General features: G+C 67.0%; 23 protein-coding genes and 2 tRNA genes. 10 read left to right on the top strand and 15 right to left on the bottom strand.

The window, feature by feature from the left end; translation table 11 throughout:
• Nucleotides 1-59 precede the first annotated feature (59 nt).
• From J0J10_RS14525 to J0J10_RS14515, 3 genes are read right to left on the bottom strand one after another with little or no spacing between them, the layout of a single operon-like run.
• A complete protein-coding gene (locus J0J10_RS14525; RefSeq protein WP_291647180.1) occupies nt 60-332 on the bottom strand; it encodes an HU family DNA-binding protein in 273 nt (90 codons plus the stop codon).
• A gap of 53 nt (nt 333-385) precedes the next feature.
• The gene (locus J0J10_RS14520; protein ID WP_291647179.1) at nt 386-694 is read right to left on the bottom strand and encodes a hypothetical protein; all 309 of its coding nucleotides are present in this window, start codon (nt 692-694) and stop codon (nt 386-388) included.
• The gene (locus J0J10_RS14515; protein WP_291647178.1) at nt 687-890 is read right to left on the bottom strand and encodes a hypothetical protein; all 204 of its coding nucleotides are present in this window, start codon (nt 888-890) and stop codon (nt 687-689) included. Before J0J10_RS14515 ends, J0J10_RS14520 begins: the two co-directional genes overlap by 8 nt.
• Before the next feature lie 183 nt (nt 891-1,073).
• Between J0J10_RS14515 and J0J10_RS14510 the strand changes: the two genes are divergently transcribed.
• From J0J10_RS14510 to J0J10_RS14495, 4 genes are read left to right on the top strand one after another with little or no spacing between them, the layout of a single operon-like run.
• A complete protein-coding gene (locus J0J10_RS14510; RefSeq protein WP_291647177.1) occupies nt 1,074-1,319 on the top strand; it encodes a hypothetical protein in 246 nt (81 codons plus the stop codon).
• Nucleotides 1,316-1,816, top strand: coding sequence for a GIY-YIG nuclease family protein (locus J0J10_RS14505; protein ID WP_291647176.1), 501 nt, complete (start codon nt 1,316-1,318; stop codon nt 1,814-1,816). Before J0J10_RS14510 ends, J0J10_RS14505 begins: the two co-directional genes overlap by 4 nt.
• Nucleotides 1,817-1,818: 2 nt before the next feature.
• The gene (locus J0J10_RS14500) at nt 1,819-2,100 is read left to right on the top strand and encodes a hypothetical protein (RefSeq protein WP_291647175.1); all 282 of its coding nucleotides are present in this window, start codon (nt 1,819-1,821) and stop codon (nt 2,098-2,100) included.
• On the top strand, nt 2,085-3,248 hold the full coding sequence (locus J0J10_RS14495) for a hypothetical protein (protein ID WP_291647174.1): 1,164 nt from the start codon (nt 2,085-2,087) through the stop codon (nt 3,246-3,248). Before J0J10_RS14500 ends, J0J10_RS14495 begins: the two co-directional genes overlap by 16 nt.
• Before the next feature lie 76 nt (nt 3,249-3,324).
• Here the strand turns inward: J0J10_RS14495 and J0J10_RS14490 are convergent.
• From J0J10_RS14490 to J0J10_RS14470, 5 genes are all read right to left on the bottom strand, one after another.
• Nucleotides 3,325-3,401, bottom strand: a tRNA-Arg gene (locus J0J10_RS14490).
• 44 nt (nt 3,402-3,445) lie between these two features.
• Nucleotides 3,446-3,751, bottom strand: a complete 306-nt coding sequence (locus J0J10_RS14485; RefSeq protein WP_291647173.1) for an ETC complex I subunit — start codon at nt 3,749-3,751, stop codon at nt 3,446-3,448.
• A gap of 45 nt (nt 3,752-3,796) precedes the next feature.
• Nucleotides 3,797-3,873 (bottom strand) — tRNA-Pro (locus J0J10_RS14480).
• Between the two features lie 578 nt (nt 3,874-4,451).
• Nucleotides 4,452-5,606 carry a M24 family metallopeptidase gene (locus tag J0J10_RS14475; protein WP_291647172.1) on the bottom strand — a complete coding sequence of 385 codons (1,155 nt, stop codon included), beginning with the start codon at nt 5,604-5,606 and terminating at the stop codon, nt 4,452-4,454.
• A 37-nt stretch (nt 5,607-5,643) separates the two neighbouring features.
• On the bottom strand, nt 5,644-6,438 hold the full coding sequence (locus tag J0J10_RS14470; RefSeq protein ID WP_291637362.1) for a transporter substrate-binding domain-containing protein: 795 nt from the start codon (nt 6,436-6,438) through the stop codon (nt 5,644-5,646).
• Nucleotides 6,439-6,685: 247 nt separating this feature from the next.
• Here J0J10_RS14470 and J0J10_RS14465 point away from each other — a divergent pair, with 247 nt between their 5' ends.
• Nucleotides 6,686-7,462, top strand: a complete 777-nt coding sequence (locus J0J10_RS14465) for an IclR family transcriptional regulator (RefSeq protein ID WP_291647171.1) — start codon at nt 6,686-6,688, stop codon at nt 7,460-7,462.
• A 16-nt stretch (nt 7,463-7,478) separates the two neighbouring features.
• On the opposite strand, the gene J0J10_RS14460 is transcribed toward J0J10_RS14465, so the two are convergent.
• Nucleotides 7,479-7,967: a DUF192 domain-containing protein gene (locus tag J0J10_RS14460; RefSeq protein WP_291647170.1), complete on the bottom strand. Its 489-nt coding sequence runs from the start codon at nt 7,965-7,967 to the stop codon at nt 7,479-7,481.
• Nucleotides 7,968-8,252: 285 nt separating this feature from the next.
• On the opposite strand from J0J10_RS14460, the gene J0J10_RS14455 reads away from it, so the two are divergent.
• Nucleotides 8,253-10,103 carry a hypothetical protein gene (locus J0J10_RS14455; protein ID WP_291647169.1) on the top strand — a complete coding sequence of 617 codons (1,851 nt, stop codon included), beginning with the start codon at nt 8,253-8,255 and terminating at the stop codon, nt 10,101-10,103.
• A complete protein-coding gene (locus J0J10_RS14450; protein ID WP_291647168.1) occupies nt 10,093-10,821 on the top strand; it encodes a CatB-related O-acetyltransferase in 729 nt (242 codons plus the stop codon). Before J0J10_RS14455 ends, J0J10_RS14450 begins: the two co-directional genes overlap by 11 nt.
• Here J0J10_RS14450 and J0J10_RS14445 read toward each other — a convergent pair.
• The 5 genes from J0J10_RS14445 to aspS are packed head-to-tail and all read right to left on the bottom strand — an operon-like array spanning nt 10,793 to nt 15,252.
• Nucleotides 10,793-11,851 (bottom strand): acyltransferase family protein, encoded by a 1,059-nt coding sequence (locus J0J10_RS14445; protein ID WP_291647167.1) that lies wholly within the window; start codon nt 11,849-11,851, stop codon nt 10,793-10,795. The genes J0J10_RS14450 and J0J10_RS14445 overlap by 29 nt on opposite strands.
• A gap of 2 nt (nt 11,852-11,853) precedes the next feature.
• Entirely contained in the window at nt 11,854-12,744 is an 891-nt protein-coding gene (locus J0J10_RS14440; protein ID WP_291647166.1) for a glycosyltransferase family 2 protein, read from the bottom strand.
• A gap of 42 nt (nt 12,745-12,786) precedes the next feature.
• Nucleotides 12,787-13,092 (bottom strand): hypothetical protein, encoded by a 306-nt coding sequence (locus J0J10_RS14435; RefSeq protein ID WP_291647165.1) that lies wholly within the window; start codon nt 13,090-13,092, stop codon nt 12,787-12,789.
• A 5-nt stretch (nt 13,093-13,097) separates the two neighbouring features.
• Nucleotides 13,098-13,469, bottom strand: a complete 372-nt coding sequence (locus J0J10_RS14430) for a hypothetical protein (protein ID WP_291637348.1) — start codon at nt 13,467-13,469, stop codon at nt 13,098-13,100.
• Between the two features lie 4 nt (nt 13,470-13,473).
• Nucleotides 13,474-15,252: an aspartate--tRNA ligase gene (gene aspS, locus J0J10_RS14425; RefSeq protein WP_291637441.1), complete on the bottom strand. Its 1,779-nt coding sequence runs from the start codon at nt 15,250-15,252 to the stop codon at nt 13,474-13,476.
• 250 nt (nt 15,253-15,502) lie between these two features.
• Here aspS and rnd point away from each other — a divergent pair, with 250 nt between their 5' ends.
• Nucleotides 15,503-16,642 carry a ribonuclease D gene (rnd, locus tag J0J10_RS14420; protein WP_291647164.1) on the top strand — a complete coding sequence of 380 codons (1,140 nt, stop codon included), beginning with the start codon at nt 15,503-15,505 and terminating at the stop codon, nt 16,640-16,642.
• An 18-nt stretch (nt 16,643-16,660) separates the two neighbouring features.
• On the opposite strand, the gene J0J10_RS14415 is transcribed toward rnd, so the two are convergent.
• Nucleotides 16,661-17,617, bottom strand: coding sequence for an AraC family transcriptional regulator (locus J0J10_RS14415; protein WP_291637344.1), 957 nt, complete (start codon nt 17,615-17,617; stop codon nt 16,661-16,663).
• Between the two features lie 429 nt (nt 17,618-18,046).
• Here J0J10_RS14415 and soxC point away from each other — a divergent pair, with 429 nt between their 5' ends.
• Entirely contained in the window at nt 18,047-19,312 is a 1,266-nt protein-coding gene (gene soxC / locus J0J10_RS14410; protein WP_291647163.1) for a sulfite dehydrogenase, read from the top strand.
• Entirely contained in the window at nt 19,299-19,838 is a 540-nt protein-coding gene (locus J0J10_RS14405) for a c-type cytochrome (protein WP_291647162.1), read from the top strand. Before soxC ends, J0J10_RS14405 begins: the two co-directional genes overlap by 14 nt.
• Nucleotides 19,839-19,941 lie beyond the last annotated feature (103 nt).

Here is a 19,941-nt window from a genome sequence, read left to right as displayed (position 1 = left end):
TGCGACGACGGCCGGCAGCAACACGCCACCGGCCGGGGGATACTTCTCGCTCGCGCCGATCAGGCGACGGCGTCGGCGAGGTCCTTGGCGACCTTGAACTTCGCGACCGTCTTGGCCGCGACTTGGATCGTCGCGCCGGTGGACGGATTGCGGGCGGTGCGGGCCTCGCGCTTGTCGGCCTTCAGCTTGCCGATGCCGCCGATGACCACCTCGTCGCCGGCCTTCAGGGTCTTGGCGACCGTGCTCGCGAGCGATGCCAGGATCGTGGACACGTCGGTCTTGGACTTGCCGGTCTCGTCAGCGATCGCGGCGATCAGTTCATTCTTGGTCACGTCACTTCTCCGTTAGGGCCACTGTGGGCCGGGATATCCCGTCGGAGACGGGATCAGGTGCGCGGCAGCGAGATCGTGCGGACGTTCCGCCCGTTCCTCGCCACAGCGAATGTCTTGGCGCCGGCGGATCGCGGGCGCGGGGTTGAGTTGAGATGCTTGAGCAGGGCGTCGGCTGCGGCGGATTTCGCCTCTAGCTCGCTGCCGTAGATGAGTGCCACCCGCCGGGCCCAGCGGCTCGTCACGGTCCGCACGCCCTTGTCGGTCTGAAAGCGAGCTAGCCAGCCGCGCCGGTGGGGATCAGGGTCGGCCCAGCACTGCAACGGCAGCGCGGCCTCCGGCTTCGGGGTCGGTAGGTCAGTCATCGGCGAGGCCCTGCGTAGGCAGTTCTGGAACCGGCATGCCGAGTTGGCGGCGGAGGGAAATGCTGATCGGCAGTCCATCCGAGATGCCGTGGGCTTCGAGCTCGCGCTGCCGGGCCTTGGCATTGGCCTCGGCAAGGCGCTTTCGAGCCGCGACCTCTCGCTCGTCCTGCTCCTTGCGGCTGGCTGACCGCTTCACAGCTCGCCAGAAGCAGCAGGCACTCGCTCGCGAGCTCGGCTTCCGCCGCCGCGTCTATGCCACTCGCGTCGCCGCCGGCGCCATGAAGGAATCCGACGCGGCATTTCAGATCGCCATCTTCGAGGAGATGGAAGCCGAAATGCGACAGCGCGCCGACGCTGAGGATCGCGCCGGGAGGTTGCTGTGACCCGGCTCGGCAAGCACCAACTCGGGCTGCTATCCGGCCTCGGCAGCCCGTCCATGCGCCTCGTCGTCGCCTGCAAGCTGTCCGACAGCCTTGAGCGTCAAGGCCTCCTCAAGAGCGACCATTCGGGCGGCTTTGTCGGCATCACCCCTGCCGGGCTTCGCCGCCTCGCCGACGAGCTCGAAGCCGGTAGGCTCGCCCACCTGATGCCCAAGTATCCCGATCCCGCACAGGAAAAGGCATGACGATGGCTACGCTCGTACCCATGCGCTCAGCAGCCGATACGCTCGGGATCTGCGAGCGGCAATTGCGAAGGCTTATCCGCAGCGGTGAAGTTGCCGCGATCAATGTCGGAACGGGGGAGCGACCATCGTGGCGCTTCCACCCGAACGACATTGAGGACTTCATCGCGCGGAGGAGTGCGCCGGCGGCGCCGGCCCAGACGCCGCGCCCCTTATACGCGGCCAAACCCTCGCCGGCAGTGCGGAAGGGTAGCGTCGTCTATTTCTTCCGCTCCGGGCCTTTCATCAAGATCGGCACGACAATGAACCTGAAGCACAGGCTCCAGAACGTGCAGACATCGCACCCGACGCCGATCGTTCTCGCTGGCTCGACTAAGGGAGACAAGCGTCTCGAGCGCGAGCTTCATCGCCGCTTCGCTGCGTTGCGCGTCAACGGCGAGTGGTTCCGTGAGGTCGATGACCTCGCGGTCTATGTCGCGAATCTCGCTGAAGGGCTCTGAAAATGGCTCGCGCGAACCTGATTTCCGATCTGACGCCGGCACAAGTGGCGACAGCGCTCGGCTGGGAGAGCGCGAAGGTGTTCCAGGAGAAGCTCGGCGACTATTTGAAGAGAGGGTTCCCAGCCCCGGACCCAATGACCGGCCGCTTCGATCCAGAAGCGGTCGAGAGGTGGCGCCGCGCGCGCTCGCCTCATCTCTTCCCCGAATTGACCACCGCCCCGACTGCGCGCAACGCTCAGGCGTTGGCGGCAGAGCGGAGACAGCGCAAGTGGGGCACCGCGTGAAAATCCCTTATTCGCCCGTGAAGAACGGCAACCGATACTGGCAGCCGACGAAGCAGATGCAGGACAAAGGGTTCCTGCCGAAGCCGCTCGGCAAGGACGACGACCGAAGCCGGAAGGTCGCTCTCGGCCTCTATGAGCAGTGGCTGAAGGTGCTCAACAACGAGGAGCCGGCGCCGGTAGCCGCCGATGCGACGCGAGAGATGGCCGAGGCCGCGCGCCGCTACCCGCCTGGCTCAATCGGCGAGTCCTTCCAGCGGTGGATCAAGACCGAGGAATGGAAGAACATGCCGCACAGCACCAGGACGAAGGTGCTGTGGCCGGCATGGTATCGCGTCCGAGACGCTTGGGGCACGGGCGACCCCGACACTATGACCTTCGAGCTCATGTCCGAATGGCGGGCCGAGCTCGTCGAGGAGCACGGCGTCGGGGTAGCGCACAAGACGATGAAGTTCTGGCGCAAGCTCTGGAAGATCATGCGCGCGCTCAAGACCGCCAAGGGCGACGACCCGTCGCTCGGCATGCGGAACAAGGCGCCGGCGCCGCGGTGGCAGACCTATACCGAGGGCGAGGCCGTCATCTTGGTGAAGCGAGCGATCCGCGCGAAGCAGCTCGAGCTCGCCTGCATGATCGCCATCACCTGGGACACCCTATTCTCCCCCGGCGATGTTCGGCTGTTGGCCGGCCGGCATGTCACCTACAGGGGCAAAACCGGCCAGCGCTCGCTGATCTTCGATCGGACAGAGGACGGGCGAATCAAGACCGGCAGGGCGGCTATCGGCACAGTCAGCCGCAGAACCCAGCGGCTATGCGAGGCCGTCTGGCGCGGCGTTGAACACCTGCCCGACGGCTACCTCTTTCGGAAGGCAGACGGGAAGCCCTTCAAGGACCACGAGCTCGCCAAAGCTTTTGCCGCGATCCGGGATGAGGGCGACAGCCGTCAGCTTAGGGACATGCGGCGCTCGGGGAGCGGCGAGGCGAACGCCAGCGGCGTGTCGAATCCTGGCCTGCTCTCAGCGAAGCTCGCGAACAGCATCCAGACATCGAATGCTCTCCACAAGACCTATGCTCCGGTCGACGTCGACGCGGTGATCGAGTTCGACAAGGCCCGTCTGGCGGGGCGCGCCAAGCGTCGCGCCGGGAACGAATAATGAAACCGAGTTGGAAAGCAGCACCCCGCTTCCAACTTTCCGAGGAGACCGAAGTGGCGAAAACCCCAGTAAAATATGGCGAGCCCGGCAGGATTCGAACCTGCGACCAGCAGCTTAGAAGGCTGCTGCTCTATCCAGCTGAGCTACGGGCCCGTAGCGATGCGACGGGTTGGCAGCCCCGCCGGAAGCGCGCTGCGTCAGTGCGTCCACTGCCCGACGCGGTTGAACTTGAAATTGTCCGAATAGGCCATCGGCCGCCGCTTCGGCTGGTGCGGCTGCTCGAGCCGGAAGGGGATGCCGTTGCGCTGCGCATAGGCGACCGCCTCATCGGCGCTGTCGAACCAGAGCTTGAGCTGACTCTTCATGTCGCTCGACGAGGTCCAGCCCATCAGCGGCTCGATCTCACGCGGGCGCTCCGGCTCGTATTCGAGGAGCCAACGGCCAGTCTTGGCCGTGCCCGACTGCATCGCCGTCCGAGCGGGGCAATAGATGCGCGCCGTCATGCTCTTCCTCGTCTTCGCCGCCTGCCGGCCGAGCCTTTTCGAGAATGGTCGGGGCACCAGGATTCGAACCTGGGACCCTCTGCTCCCAAAGCAGATGCGCTACCGGGCTGCGCTATACCCCGCCGTCTCGTAAGTGCATCTTATCACTCACAAATCGGACGCACCAGCCATTCCCAGAACCGGCGCGACGCGGAACGAGATAGCACCAAGGGAGACAGATGGGAACCGAAACTTCCCGCCGGGCTCCCGCAGCGGCTCCGCTGCCGCTCCACCACGGTCCCCCACCCTTGTTGGAGCTCGCCGGCGGCACCTTCTCCTGCGCGCGGAAAGCCGGAAGCCTCATCCCCTCCCGCCCCCTTGACCAGACATGGCGAGTTCATCGATCCCCCATTTGGGGGCTGAACGCCCGGCTGCGATCAGCCATCATCGGCACTGGCAGTCGAGGGGACCCAGATGAAGCAAAACAGGAAATCTCTGTCGCGTATTCAGCAGATGCTGAGGACCAAGCGCCTCCTGGCGCAACGCAAGACCCGGAAGGCAGATGCCCGCGCCAGGCTCATACTGGTCGTCGACAATGCACGCGGCGGGACTTCACTCTCGTCCCGCGGCTGAGGCCGCGACCTCCCGAGGAGGACCGCTTACCTGCGGCCAGACCACCCCCCTCAGCAGCTTACGCGCCTTCCTGGCGATCCGAATGGGCTCATGCGACGGTGATGAGGTCACGCGAGCGGCGCGACAACAGCTCGCAGCCCTGCGACGTCACCAGAACATTGTCGATGATGCGGGCTCCCAATCCTTCATCGCCGAGGAAGACCGGTGGCTCGACGCTGAGCACCATGCCGGCGCGCAAGATATGGCGGGCGCCACCGATCATGTGGACCGGCTCGCCCCAGCTCGGCGGGAAGCCCGGCGCCAGCCCGTATCCGGACGTGTGCACGCGGCCATGTTCAAGCCCGGCGGCGGCGATCAGCTGTTTCGCCGCCTCATGGGGCGCCGTCGCCGGCGCACCGTCCCGGATCTCGGCGATACAGGCGTCGCAGGCCCGCCGCACGATCTCGTAGAGCTCACGCATGCGCGCCGTCGACTGCCCGAGGCAGAACTGGCGGCCAATGGTCGCGGTATAGCGGCGCCATGTCGCGCCATATTCCACGCTGCCGAAATCACCGGACTGCAGCACCCGCTCGGTCGGGGCACCGTGGCTATAAGCCGAGCGCGCGCCCGAGACGAGGTTGATCGGGCTGGCCGAAAGGCCGCTGCCGCGGGCCAGCAACGCGCCGTAGACGTCGCCGGCCACAGCCAGCTCACTGCGCCCCGGCCGCAGCCCGGCCGCGAACACCGCCATCGCCTCATCGGCGATCGCGCTCGCCCGGCGGATATAGGCGATCTCGGCCGGCGACTTCACCAGACTGAGATCATGGACGAGATCAGTCGTCTCGGCTGCCAGGCTGGAGCCGAGCAGTTCGCGCAGGCGGACATAGTGATGCGGGTGCAGATAATAGGCCGGCACTTCCATGCCGCAGCGCGCACGCAGCAGGCCAAGCTCGTCGGCAAGCCGCTCGAAGCGCGGAATCGCATCCTCATTCTCGCCGCCGCCGAAGCTCTCGATCCGGTCGACCAGCGCCTCGTCCTGCAATTCGTTGCGCTCGCCCTCCCGCGCCATGATCGTCAGAGGGCCTGAGCCCGGCACCAGCAGGCACTGGAATTCCTGGTAGCTCTTGGCGTCCGAGCCAGTCAGCCAGCGGATCGAGACCGGGTGGAACAGGATCAGCCAGTCCAGCCCCCGCTCCGCCATCGCCCGGCCGACAGCCGCCCGGCGCGCCGCGAACTCCTCGCGCGAGAAATCATGCTTCGACATGCGCTTCCTTCCCGCCGCGCCGCCCTGCCCGCCCGGCTCAGAGTGCCGGCAAGGGCTGCATCGGGCCGCCGAGCCACTTCCGGTGCAACGCGTCGAGATCGCCGTTCAGCGTGCTCTGGAAGATCAGCGTGTCGAGCCAGCGCAGCAAAGTGTGCTCGCCCAACCGAACTGTGACATGGGCCGGCGCGCGGCGCAGCGCGAACTTGAAGTCGAACTCCTTCGCCGGATTCTTCTTCGCCAGCTCGACGACCACGACGCTGTTGGCCGCCAGCAATTGGGCGTGGCCGGAGAGATAGGCCTGGACAGCCGTCGCATTGTCCTCGGTACGCATGATGTCGGCGCCGGGCGCGAGCGCGGTCAGGACGAGATCCTCGGTCGTGCCCTTGGCGACGGCGACGCGGTTGCGCCCGATATCCGCCGCCGATTTCAGGGCGAGCCCCTTGGCGCCATAGACCGCCAGCGAGGTGTCGGCATAGGGGGCGCTGTACATGACCTGGCGAGCCCGCTCGGCGGTGATCGACATCGCCGCAATGTTCATGTCGGATTTGTCGGTGAGCAGGAAGGGAATGCGGCTGGCGGCCGGCACCGGCAGCAGTTCGAGCTTAACGCCGAGCGCCTTGGCGACCAGCCTGGCCATGTCGATGTCGAAGCCCTCGAGCTCGCGATTGGCGTTCATCATGCCGAAGGGCGGAACATCGGCGAAGACGGTGATGCGCACCACGCCCTTGGACAGAATATCGGCCAGCTTGTCGGCACGTGCCTCGACACTCGACAGCAAGCCTGCCGCAAGAAAACCCAACATCGCCACGGCCGCCTTGAACCCTGCCTTCATGATCGCTCTCCCTCTTCCGATCATTTCTTGCGATGCAGCTTTGTTTTCGTCTTGAAGGCTTCTCCTGCGCCACTCTCCGGGCCGCGCGCGAATTCGACCGACACCCGCCTCTTCGGGCGAATAAATACTGGCCCCCAGCGGTTTCCGGGGTGCAAATACGCCGCGCAGCTTGCTAGTGACGTAAGGCAAGGGTAACAGCTGCATATATGCAGTCAAGCTTCGCTAATGAATTGAGTGGGAGCCGTGCATGGAGCAGCTTCACGTCGAGCCAAGCAGCCGGCCGGGGCCTTATCCCGCCCCCGCTTTGGAGAAGGGACTCGAGATCATCGAGCTGCTGGCGGCCGCCCAGAAGCCGCTTTCGACCCGCGCCATCGCCGAGAGCCTCGGCCGCTCCAAGGGCGAGATCTTCCGCATGCTGTTCGTGCTGGTCGAGCGCGGTTATCTCAACCGCGACCCGGCGACTGAGGAGCTGACGCTCAGCAACCGGCTGTTCGAGCTCGGCATGCGTACGCCGCGGGCGCGACAGCTCGTCGAGGTCGCAGCGCCGGCCATGGAAAAGCTGAGCGCGAAAACGGCGCAATCAGCCCATCTCGTCGTGCTCAACGAGGGCGAGACGGTTGTGATCGCCAATGCCGCCGGGACGGGCGACATCAGCTTCACCCTGCGGCTCGGCTATCGGCGGCCGGCGGTGGAGGCGACATCGGGCCGGGTGATCCTGGCCTTCCAGGACGATGACATGCGCCAGCGCAGTCTGAACGCCGGCCCGTCGCACGGTCGCGAGGAGGATGCGGGCCTCCTTAGGGCGATGCTCGACGAGATCGCGACCCGCGGTTTCCTGCTCGCCGAAAGCCACGACATGCCAGGCGTCACCGACATCAGCGCACCGATCCTCGACCGGCAGGGCCGCGCCGTCGCCAGCATCGTCATTCCCTATCTCAACCGACGAGGCGCCCGCACTCGGCATGAGGAGGTGCTCGCCGAGCTGCTGGCCACCTGCCGCATGATCTCGTCCGAGCTGGGCTGAGGCGGGGTCGACCGGCTCAGGGACGGAATAGCGCGTGCTCGACCTTGTCCCCGGCCTTGATGCCGAGCTTCTCGGCAACGCCGCCATTGATCTCCAGCACCGACAGCACCGGCTCGCCGGAGGGGATTGTGCGGGTCGAGAGCGGCTCGGTACGCTCGGCGATCCGCGCCACCGTGCCGTCGGCCCGGATGAAGAGCATGTCGAGCGAGATGTAGGTGTTCTGCATCCACATCGCGACCGGCTCGGTACGCTTGAAATCGAAGAGCATGCCGCGATCGGCAGGCATGAACTGGCGGTGCATCAGGCCACGGGCCCGTTGCTCGGGCGTGCGCATCACCTCGACCTGGAATTCATGGCGCCCGTTGCCGCTGACGATCGTCAGCGGCTCGAGCCCGGCGGCCGGGGCAGCCTGCTGCGCCTGAGAGCGCTCCAGCAGCAGAGCAGCGAAGCAGAGCGCCAGCGCCCCGCAAATGGCCAATCGCACCCAGCGTCCCGAAGCCTGCATGATCCGTTTCCCCAAAAAGGCCACCAATGCCGCAGAGCGTTGCCGGGACGCGATGGCGAATCTGCGGCCAATGGCACGCAAGGCCGGCGCGCCGTCAAGCTTTTCGCCGGGCAGCCCCTCTTGTGTCTTTCCTTCGTCTTCGCCTTGCGGCAGTTTCAGCGCCAATTCGAAGCCGAACGGAACGTTGGTCCCGGCCGGAAGCGATTTTGCCTCTCGGCCCGACAAGAGCGGCTTGGGCCCGCCCTTGCCGCGCGAGGCTCCGACATCACGCTCCAGGAGATATCGATGACCATTCTGCCCAGCCAGCGCCTCGGGCGCGCGCGCCCGCTCCCGGCGGCGGGGTTGCTGCTCCTGCTGCTGGCCGGTCCGGCCTCGGCCGAGGATTTCCAGCTGGACAATCTTCGGCTCGATCTCGGCAAGTTCGTGCTGACGATCCCGAAGCTCGACGTGAAGGGGACGTCGCTCGACCGCGCGGCCTTCCAAGCCATCTTCCAGGCCGCGCCAGGCAGCAATGAGAGCCCCGTCGCCCGGATGAGCCGCCTGACGGCCGCCGAGATCAGCGCGCCGAGCCTGGTGATGGAGCAGAATTTCGGCCCGCAGAAGCAGATCACGACCTATCGCGACGTCCGCTTCTCCGAGATTCGCGAAGGCAGGATCGCGCGCGGCGAGGCCAAGGCCGGAACGATCAAGGTCGAGGGCTCGGCCTCCGGCCAGATGAACGGCGAGATCCTGCGGACGAGCTTCGAGGGGCTCGACCTCGCCCAGATCGCCCGTGTCTTCGCCGAAAAGGCGGCCCCAGGCACCGAGCCTGCGATGCAGACCCTCATCGGCCGGCTCGAGCAGGAGGGTTACACGCTCGATCTCGGCGAGCTCGGCAAGGTCTCGGGCGGCAAGGCCGCGATGCGCAACTTCAAGGGCCGCGTCGGCACCGAGCCGATGAGCGAGTTGATGACGCGCATCGTCACGCTCGGGGAGGAATCGGAAAAGGCGGCGAAGGACCCGAACAGCAAGGAAGATCCTGCGGTCACCGAAGCGCGCGACCGGAAGCTGCTGCTGGCCATGCTCGCCCTGTTCGACTCCATCGACTATGGCAGCGGCGAGATCCGAGACCTCGTGCTGGCGGTCAAGACGCCGCCGAAGCCGGGCGCCAAGCCGGAGCCTGTCGAGATGCGCCTCGCGCGCATCGCCTTCGGCGAGGACACGCCGGAGAAGTCTGGCTTCGTGGTGGAAGGCCTGAAATTCGAAGGCGGCGGCGGCAAGGGCACGATCGCCTCCGCAGGCTATTTCGGCTTCTCGCTGGAGAACACGATCAAGGAGTTGCGCAAGGCCCTGGCCGAGCCGGATTTCGACCCGAGCGTCGACGATCTGCGCCGTTTCATCCCCAAGCTCGGCACGATCCGGCTGAGCGGTATCCAGATCACCGCGCCCCAGCAGGGCAAGCGTGGAGCGGCGCCGCTGCCGCCGATCGAGGTCGGCCTCGGTACCTTCGAGCTCAGGCATGGCGAGCAGGTCAACGGCATTCCCACCAATATGGCGCTGACGCTCGACAAACTGACGATCCCGGTCGTCGAAAGCACCTCGAATCCGTCGGCCAAGGATCTCCTGGCGATGGGCTATCGCAATCTCGACCTGTCGGCGAAGCTCGATCTCGCCTGGCAGGAAGCCAGCAAGGAATTTGCGATCCGCGCGCTCTCGCTCGGCGGCGCCGGCATGGCGAAGCTCGACGCGACAGGCACGCTCGGCAATGTCGGCAAGGAAGTTTTCTCCGCCGATCTTGCCCTGGCGCAGGTGGCACTGCTCGGCGCGACGGCGAAAAATCTCGACATCAAGCTGGAAAATCTCGGGCTGGCCGAGAAACTGCTCGAGAACGAGGCCCGCAAGTCGAAGCGCAAGGTCGAGGACGTCCGGCGCGAATACGGCACCATCGCCAGCCTCGGCCTCGCCGCCATACTGGGGCCGTCGGATGGAGCGAAGTCGCTGGCCAGCGCCATTGCCCGCTTCGTCGCCAAGCCCGGCAAGCTGAGCCTCTCGGCCTCGTCCAAGGCGCCGACCGGCCTCGGCCTCGCCGACGTGATCACGCTCGCTGATCCGACCGAGATCTTCGACAAGATCGACGTGAAGGCCAATGCCGAATGAAGCTGGCGGCCATGTGCCGCCGCTCTCTCTCTCGGCCGACGATGCGAGCTGGCGGCCAGGCCGGCTCGCAACTTGGTGGTCCGGCCTGCCGGCCGGGCCGCGCGGCTGGCTGCGCCGGCGGATCAACCCGGACAATCAGACAAGGCTGCATCTCGCCAGGCTGATCGTGCGCCGCCCCGGCCAGATCGCGGTCGGTGCCTTCACCTATGGCCGCCCGAAGGTGCGCTTTCCGGAGAGCGGCGCAAAGCTGACCATCGGGCGCTATGGCTCGATCGCCGACGGGGTCGAGATCCTGCTCGGCGGCAATCACCGCACCGACTGGGCGACGACCTACCCCTTCCCGGCCCTACCGGGCCTGTGGCCAGCCGCGTCCGCCTTCACCGGGCATGACGCGACCCGCGGCGATGTCGCGATCGGCCATGATGTCTGGCTCGGCTCGCAGGCGATGATCCTGTCGGGGGTGACGATCGGCCATGGCGCCGTCATCGCTGCCCGCGCGGTGGTGACGCGCGACGTGCCGCCCTATGCGATCGTCGCCGGGAACCCGGCGCGGATCGTGCGCCTGCGCCTGCCGGAGGCGCAGATCGAGCAATTGCTGGCGACGCGCTGGTGGGAGCTGCCGGCCGCTGAGCTGACGCCGCTGCTGCCGCTGCTGATGTCCGACCGTATCGAGGCGCTTGCCAGCGCCGTCAGGAGCGCGCGATCAGCCGGCGCTTGAGGTCGAGCGCCGGCTTCTCGACCAGGTACCAGGAGGCGGCGGCGACAGCGATCGTCACCGCCAGCCCAGGCCAGAACAGCAGGAAGGCGCCGGCGCTCGGAAACAAGGCGACGAAGCCCTGCTGCACCGGCCAGCCATAGAGATAGACGCCATAGGACAGATCGGCCGGCGGCTCGCTGCGCCAGCCGGTCAAGGCCGGCGCCAGCGCCAGCACCAGCACGCCCCAGGCGGTGACGAGATAGAGCGCGGCCTTGTAGAGCGGCGTCCAGGCCAGCAGGCCGGTGAGCACCAGCGCGATGGCGAGCCCGGCGAGCGAAAGCGGAATCCGCTCGCGCCAGAGATAGATCAGGCCGCCGGTCATGAAGATCAGCGGCAGGCGCAGCGCCGTCTCCACCCCCTTCGCGCCATCGGGCGCGACGATCTCGCGCGCGATCGTGGCCACGACCAGGACGCACCAGATCGCCAGCGCCAGCCGGCGCTGCAGCAGCAATCCGGCAAGGCCGGCGACCAGCACGCCGAGATAGCACAGCGTCTCGTATTTCAGCGTCCAGACCGTCCCCATCGGAAAGGGCAGCGGATTGGCCTCGAACACGCCGGGCAAGGGCGCGGCACTCTTGAAGGTGGTCAGCGTCGCCGTGATGAAGCGCCACAGCCGGGGATCGGCGAGATAGGCGCGAAGATCGAGCGTCGTCAGCGCCGAGCCGAGCAGGAGCGAGACGACCAGGGTCGCGGCGATCAGGCCGGGCGCGATACGCAAGGTGCGGGCGACGACATAGTCGCGCCAGCCACGCTGCTCATAGCTCATCGTCACCAGGAAGCCGGAGATCGCGAAGAAGCCGTTGACGGCATGCTCGCCGAGCGTGAACCCGGTCGAGGCCGCCAGCGGCTCGTCCTCGACTCGGCCGGTCGTGACGCTCAGCGCATGCGAGACCACGACCGACAGCGCCAATAGCAGCCGCAGCAGGCCGAAATGATTGTGACGGGCCGCGAGACCGTCGGCCACCGGGACGAAGCGCAGGGGCGAACTCACGATCAAGGCTCCGCTCGCTCCAGACCCTGACGCGCCAGAGCGCTGCGACCGGCGCGGGCTGCCAGCGCTCCCGCCACCGAACCGGCATGAGCCATCATCTTGTGTCGATTCAGAATAAGACCGTAACCTGCTGTCTTGGCGGCGTTTTCCAGAATGCGCGCCAGCCCGGGCCGGGGCAGGTCATATTTGCGGGAGACGTGATATTCGGACCAGGCGAGATGCCAGCGCGCGGTGAAGCGCCGCGCCGCCGAGGGAGCGCTTGAGCGACCGCGGCCATGCCTGGCCTCGGCGCCGTCGACATGGACCAGGGCATGGCCGGCCTCGCGCAGCCGCCGGCAGAGATCGTCGTCCTCGTAGAACAGGAAGATTTCGGGATCGAAGCCGCCGAGCGCCAGGAAGGCCTCGCGGCGCAGCAAGAGGCAGGCACCGGAGAGGAAAGGCAGACAGGCATCGCCCTGAGGCAGGACGATGTCGCGAGCGCGGTTGAGATGGTCGGGCGACAGCAGCGAGCGCGGCTGCAGAAAGACCCGGCCGGAGGGCTCGATCAGGCGCGGGGCGAAAGCGACGGCATCCGGATAGGCCTCGGCAGCGGCGAGCAGGGCGGCGATCGCCCCCGCGCCGATTTCGAGGTCCGGATTGACGATCAGGATGAACGGCGTATCGGCCGCCCTGGCCCCGCGATTATTAGCGCGGCCATAGCCCTCATTGCGCGCATTGCGCAGGACCGTCGCGCCCGAGCGCTCGGCCACCGCTGCGGAATCGTCACCGCTGGCATTGTCGACGACCAGCGCCCGCACGCCCTCCCCGGCCAGCGCCGCGAGGCAGGCAGGCAACACCTCGGCGCTGTCGAAGGAAACGACGATGGCGGTGATATCGGCCGGCGAGAAACTCATGCAGCGCATGTGCGCGGTAAGCGACGCGCGGGCAAGCGGAAATCAGCGGCGCGCCCCGGAACGCAGCTCGCGCTGCAGTTGCGCGCGCTCCTCGGCTTCGCAGCGGCGCGGGGCGTTGTAGGATTTCACCGCATAGCTCGCATTGGCTGCGATAAAGCGCGCGCGGTCCTCCTGTCGGAAACCCGCGATGATCCGGCCACGATCGACCCCGACGCCGCAATCATAGGCGCGCGAGACCCGCGAGGCGGTGAATTCCGGCGTCCCCGGAACCGGGCCGGCACCGGCGCCGACACAGCCGGCGAGGCCGCAGGCGGCGAGCGCCGCGAGGCTCGGCTTGAGCGCGGGCATCGTGGTCAGAGCGTCTCGAAGCGGTTGGCGCGAACCGTGTTCATCTGGCCGCGCAGCGTCGCGCGCTCCTCGGCCGTGCAGGGCTCAGGCCGGATGCCCTGGTTGATCGTCTGCGCCTCGGAGATGGTGACATAGGTCGAGCGGGCACCGGCGATCTGCTCCGGCGTCGCTCCGCGGGCCCGCTCCGCCTGCAGGAAGCGGTCGAGCGTGTCGCGGCGCGCATAGCCGGCATTGCAGGCGCTGGCGCGCGAGACGATCCCGGCGAGCACGCTGGCGCGCGCAGCGCTCGGATTGGACGGCGTCGAGACGCAGGCCGAGAGAACGGGCAGCAGCAGAAGAGCCGGCGCCAGGAGGCGCCGGGCAGCCAGCGGAGTCATCGGGTCAGCCGTTCTTCTCGGGCAGGTTGAGGCGCAGATGCAGCTCGCGGAGCTGCTTCGGCGTCACGTTGGAGGGCGCGCCCATCAAGAGGTCGACGGCCTGCTGGTTCATCGGGAACAGGGCGACCTCGCGCAGATTGGTCGCGCCGGCGAGCAGCATGATGATCCGGTCGACACCGGCCGCCATGCCGCCATGCGGCGGCGCGCCGTACTGGAAGGCGCGGTACATGCCGCCGAAGCGCTCGATCACCGTCTCCTCGCCATAGCCGGCGATCTCGAAGGCCTTCACCATTGCTTCCGGCCTGTGGTTGCGGATGCCGCCGGAGGCGAGCTCGAACCCGTTGCAGGCGATGTCGTACTGGAAGGCCTTGATCGAAAGCGGATCCTCCTCGCTCAGCGCCTTCAGCCCGCCTTGCGGCATCGAGAAGGGGTTGTGCGAGAAATCGACCTTCTTCTCGTCCTCGTTGTACTCGTACATCGGGAAGTCGACGATCCAGGCGAAAGCGAAGGCGTTCTCGTCGATCAGCCCGAGCTCGGAGCCGACCTTGTTGCGGGCCGAACCGGCGAACTTGTAGAACTTGTCGGGGTTTCCGGCGGTGAAGAAGCAGGCATCGCCGCCCTTCAGCCCCATCTGAGCGATGATCGCCGCGACGCGCTCAGGGCCGATATTGTTGGCGATCGGCCCCTGCCCTTCGCCATCCTCCTTGATCATCAGATAGCCGAGGCCGGGCTGGCCCTCGCCCTGCGCCCAGGAGTTCATCCGGTCGCAGAAGGCGCGCGAGCCACCGCCCGGGGCGGGAATCGCCCAGACGCGGTTCTTCTCATCCTCGAGGATGCGCGCGAAGACCTTGAAGCCCGAGCCACGGAAATGCTCGGAGACGTCCTGCATGACCAGCGGGTTGCGCAGATCGGGCTTGTCGGAGCCGTATTTGGCGATCGCCTCGGCATAGGGGATGCGCGGCCAGTTCTTGGTGACCGTCTTGCCGCCGCCGAACTCCTCGAAGACGCCGGCGATCACCGGCTCCATGGTGCGGAACACATCCTCCTGCTCGACGAAGCTCATCTCGACGTCGAGCTGGTAGAACTCGCCCGGCAGGCGGTCGGCGCGCGGGTCCTCGTCACGGAAGCAGGGCGCGATCTGGAAGTAGCGATCGAAGCCCGCCATCATCAGGAGCTGCTTGTACTGCTGCGGCGCCTGCGGCAGCGCGTAGAAATGGCCGGGATGCAGCCGGCTCGGTACCAGGAAGTCGCGCGCGCCCTCCGGCGAGGACGCCGTCAGGATCGGCGTCTGGAACTCGGAGAAGCCGGAGTGCTTCATCTGCGTGCGCAGATAGTCGATCACCTTGCCGCGCAGGATGATGTTGTTGTGCAGCTTCTCGCGGCGCAGATCGAGGAAGCGGTATTTGAGCCGGGTATCCTCGGGATATTCGAGGTCGCCGAAGACCGGCAGCGGCAACTCGGCGGAGGGGCCGAGCACCTCGATGCCGGTCGCGAAGACCTCGACCGAGCCGGTCGCCAGATTCGGGTTCTCGGTGCCGGCGAGGCGCGCCTTGACCTTGCCGTCGAAGCGCACGACCCATTCGGCGCGCAGATCCTCGGCCTCGCGGAAGGCGGGCGAATCCGGATCGATCACGACCTGGGTCATGCCATAATGGTCACGCAGGTCGATGAAGAGCACGCCACCATGGTCGCGGATGCGGTGGCACCAGCCGGAGAGGCGCACGGTCGAGCCGATGTCGCTCTCGCGGAGCGCGCCACAGGTATGGGAACGATAGCGGTGCAGGGTCACGGGATCAGGCTTTCCGGGCATGCGGGCGGGCCCGACGGGGCCGCGCGACGGTCTGGCCCGTAACCACACGCAGCCGGCGGCCTTGTCAAGAAGCGCGCATGCGGAGCCTGGCCCGGACGGCCCCGGCCTGTCGTTGAAACGGCCGCCCGAACCGGGATCAACCGCGGCAAAAAGCGGCGTCGCGCAGGCCCCCGAGGCGTGAAAGTCGTTTCCACTTTCGGGGAACATGCCTTAAGAGCCGCCCATGAACCTGATCACCACCACCGCGGAGCTGGCCGAGGCGTGCGCGCGCCTGGCGCAGCATCCTTTCGTCACGGTCGACACCGAGTTCCTGCGCGAGACGACCTATTATCCGAAGCTCTGCCTGATCCAGCTCGCCTCGCCGGACGAAGCGGTGCTGGTCGATCCGCTGGCGCCCGATCTCAGCCTCGAGCCTTTCCTGGCGCTGATGAGCGACCCCAAAGTGGTCAAGGTCTTCCATGCGGCCAGGCAGGACCTCGAAATCGTCTGGATGATCGGCAAGCTGATCCCGACGCCGCTCTTCGACACGCAGGTCGCCGCGATGGTCTGCGGCTATGGCGATTCCGTCGGCTATGAGCAGCTCGCCAACGACCTCGCCAAGGCGCGGATCGACAAGTCGTCGCGCTTCACCGACTGGTCGCGCCGGCCGCTCACCGACGCCCAGCTCGCCTATGCGGAATCGGATGTCACCCATCTGCGCGACATCTATCTCGCGCTCGCCGCCGATCTCGCCGAGAGCGGCCGCGAAAGCTGGGTCGCCGAGGAGATGGCGGTACTGACCTCGCCCGGCACCTATGAGGTCAAGCCGGAGAACGCCTGGCAGCGGCTCAAGGGTCGCATCCGCAAGACGAAGGAACTCGCCGCGCTGATCGAGCTCGCCGCCTGGCGCGAGCGCGAGGCCCAGCATCGCGACGTGCCGCGTCAGCGCGTATTGAAGGACGATACGCTGATGGACATCGTCCAGCGCTCGCCGCGCTCGGCCGAGGCGCTGGGAGAGCTCCGCTCCGTACCGAACGGCTTCGAGCGCTCGCGCGCCGGGGGCGAGGTGCTGGCCGCGATCGAACGGGCCCAGGCCCTCGATCCGCAGACGCTGCCGAAGCTCGAACGCGAACGCGGCCGGTCAGGTAACGGCGCCGTGCTCGACCTGCTCAAGGTCCTGCTCAAGGCGACGGCCGACGCCGAGCGCGTCGCACCGAAGATCCTCGCCTCAAGCGACGATCTCGAAGCGATCGCCTTCGACGACCAGGCGGCGGTCCCGGCCCTGCAGGGCTGGCGCCGCGAGGTCTTCGGCGAGAAGGCACTGGCGTTGAAGAACGGCACGCTCGCCCTGCGGGTCGTGCGCGGGCGCGTCACCGTCGGCTGAGAACAGCCGACGCTCCCGTCAGCCGGCGGGCTGCGCAGCCTCCCGGTCTCTGCGAAACGCGGTCGGGGTCAGCGAAAAGCGCCGCCTGAAGGCGCGGGTCAGCGCGCTCTGCGACTGGTAGCCCACATCGAGGGCGATTTCGGTCAGCCCCTGATCCGAAGTCGCCAGCCTATGCCTGGCGAGGTCGAGCCTGAGATCCGCCAGAAAAGCCAGCGGCGCCTGGCCCGCCAGCGACCTGAAGCCCCTGACCAGCGTGGCGCGCGAGGTGTTGGCGGCGCGGGCGAGATCATCGAGGCTCCATGGCCGCGTCGGCTCGCGGATCATGGCGAGCACGGCACCGGCGGTTTGGCGCTGGGCGAGCAGGCCCAGAATGCCGCTTCGCGCCTCGTCGCGCGCGAAGTGGATGCGCAGGACCATGATCATCAGGGCGGAGGCGAGACCGGCACCGATGGCACGCGCGCCCGGCGCGGCCTGAACGAGTTCGTCCCGGATCGTGTGCAGGAGCCCGGCAACGCGACGCGCCGACGGGCCTTCATCGGCGCGCAGCAAGATGAAGGATGGCAGCACCGCCAGCGCGAGGCTTTCCGCACGGGGTTCAAAGGACAGCCGGCCGCAGATCAGTTCGGTATCGGGAGCGTCCGCATTCGAAGCCAGTTCGATCGCCCCGTTCGGACGGATCACCACCGGCGGCTGCGAACGCCCATCCGCCGGGGTCGTGGCTCCCCGCATCAGATGCGGATCGCCGCGCGGCAGGAGCACGACATCGCCGGCATGGAGCGAAACCGGCGCCCGGCCGGCGATGTCAAGGATGCAACTTCCTCTGGCCACGAGATGAAACGGAACCCAACCGGCCGGCGACTGATCATGCGGCGAGGCCCATTGGGCACCGAACTGGCATAGCCGCTCAAGCTCGGGGCGCACGCGCAGGAGCGGCGCAAGAGCGGAGAGCTCGTCGAACGCAGCACGGTTGGGCAAGCCATCTCCTCCCACAGGACCCTGCGCCTCTCGTCGGCGATCGCAACGCCGGCGCCGGCCCGTCAACTGATCCTGCTGCAAGCTTCGCGGGAAAGCACGCGGCGCCGGCGATTTTGATCCGCCCGGTCACGCGAATGACCCAACCGGTCGAGCAGCGGGGCAGACCTCCCCCTAGCCTTCCTGTTGTCGTCGCCTTCCCTGTTCGCCGTTCACGGCGCATCGCGGGAGACCAAGGAGCCTGCCGGTGCTTTCGTACCCACGCCCCTCACGATCTTCCTGCCTGCCGATGCCCGGTCTTCCGGCGGCAGCGGACGCAAGGCTGGTCCCCGCCGCAAAGCGGGTCGCGGGAGCAAGCGCCGCTCCCAGTCCAGTCCGCATGGCACGCCGCCGGCGAAACCAGAAAATGAAAAGGGTTGGGAGGACATGGCTGTGACACAGGATATCTCGAGCGCGCCTCGGCAAAGGGAGCCGGTTTCCCGACGGCGCTTCCTGACCGCCACGGCCGGCGTCGCGGGAGCTGCGGCGGCAGGACGAGCCTATGCCGACACGCTTGCCAACGTTCCGGCACGCGAGGTCGGAGAGCCGCTCTCGGGCAGCAGCGCGCGCTCGCAATATGTCGCGATCAGCCGCATTCCGGAGGCCGGCCCCGGAATGCGGAACGTCGACCCGACGGATGCGATCAACTCTAAGACGCCGCTGCACAAGCTGATGGGCTCCGTCACCCCGTCGGATCTGCATTATGAGCGCAGCCATGCCGGCATACCCAGCCTCGACCCGGCCAAGCACCGGTTGCTCATCCACGGCATGGCGAAGAAATCGCTGGTCCTGACCATGGACGACATCAAGGCAATGCCGTCGGTGTCGCGGATCGCCTTCCTCGAATGCACCGGCAATGGCTGGGAAAACTGGAAGTCGGCGGACCAGAACCTGACCGTGCAGAACACGCACGGCCTGATCAGCACCCATGAATGGACCGGTGTACCGCTGTCCTTCCTGATCGACCTGATCGGCAAGGAGCGCAGCTCGATCTGGATGCTGGCCGAAGGCGGTGACGCCGCCGGCGTTGCTCGCAGTATTCCGCTGACCGACGAGGTCATGGCCGAGGCGATCATCGCCTATGGCCAGAACGGCGAACCGCTGCGGCCGGCCCATGGTTTTCCGCTGCGGCTCCTGATCCCGGGCTGGGAAGGCAATCTCAGCATCAAATGGCTGCGACGCCTGAAATTCGGCGACCAGCCCTTCATGACCCGCTGGGAAACCGCCCGCTACACCCAGCTTTTGGCCAATGGCAAGGCCCGCCAGTTCCAGCTGGTGCAGGAGGTCAATTCGGTCATCACTGCGCCTTCGGGGATGATGCAGATCAAGCCGGGCTACAACCGCATCACCGGCCTGGCCTGGAGCGGCTATGGCGCGATAAGCGGCGTCGAGATCAGCACGGATGGCGGCCGGTCGTGGAAAGCCGCACAGCTCAACCATCCCGTGCTGCCAAAGGCACAGGCCCGCTTCCAGATGGATTGGGTGTGGGACGGCAAGCCCACCAAGATCGTCAGCCGGTCGACCGACGACAAAGGCAATGTCCAGCCCGATCGCAAGGCGGTGATCGAGCGGATGGGGACGAACGCGCTGTTTCACTACAACGCCCAGCAGAGCTGGAGCATCGACGAAAAAGGGATGGTGCGCAATGTCCTCGCTTAAGGCCCTGCTCGCCGGCTCGATTCTCGCCGGCTGCTTCACGGCAACCGCGTTCGCCTATGATTTCGGGCGCCCGGCCACTCCGGAAGAGATAAAGCTCTGGGATATCGATGTCAGGCCCGACGGCAAGGGCCTGCCGGCCGGCAGCGGCACTGTCCTCGATGGCAAGACGATCTATGAGGAGAACTGCGTCGCCTGCCATGGCGTCAACGGCCAGGGTGGCATCAAGGACCGTCTGGTCGGTGGCCAGGGCACGCTGACATCGGCCCGGCCGGTCAAGACCGTCGGCAGCTTCTGGCCCTACTCCACCACGCTGTTCGACTATGTCCGTCGGGCCATGCCCTACCAGGCCCCCGGCACCCTCGGCGTCGACGAGACCTACGCCGTCACGGCCTATATCCTCAGCCTGAACGGACTGCTTCCGGAGACCGGCAAGCTCGACAAGGACAGCCTGCCCAAGGTGATGATGCCCAACCGCGACGGCTTCATCCCCGAGCCGGAATTCCGGACGATCACCAACTCGAAATAAGCGATGGTCGCCCGGGACCCGAGCCTTGCGGGTTCCGGGCGGCCGACAACAGCCTTGTCGATGGTGTGAAGATCGCGGCGCATCCGGCCCGGTCGGACCGCGT

The organism is Allobosea sp., from assembly GCF_017308075.1.
In the GTDB taxonomy this organism is placed as follows: Bacteria; Pseudomonadota; Alphaproteobacteria; order Rhizobiales; family Beijerinckiaceae; genus Allobosea.
The sequence above is the reverse complement of the archived record's forward strand: the minus strand, read 5'-3'. Positions and strand labels throughout refer to the sequence as shown.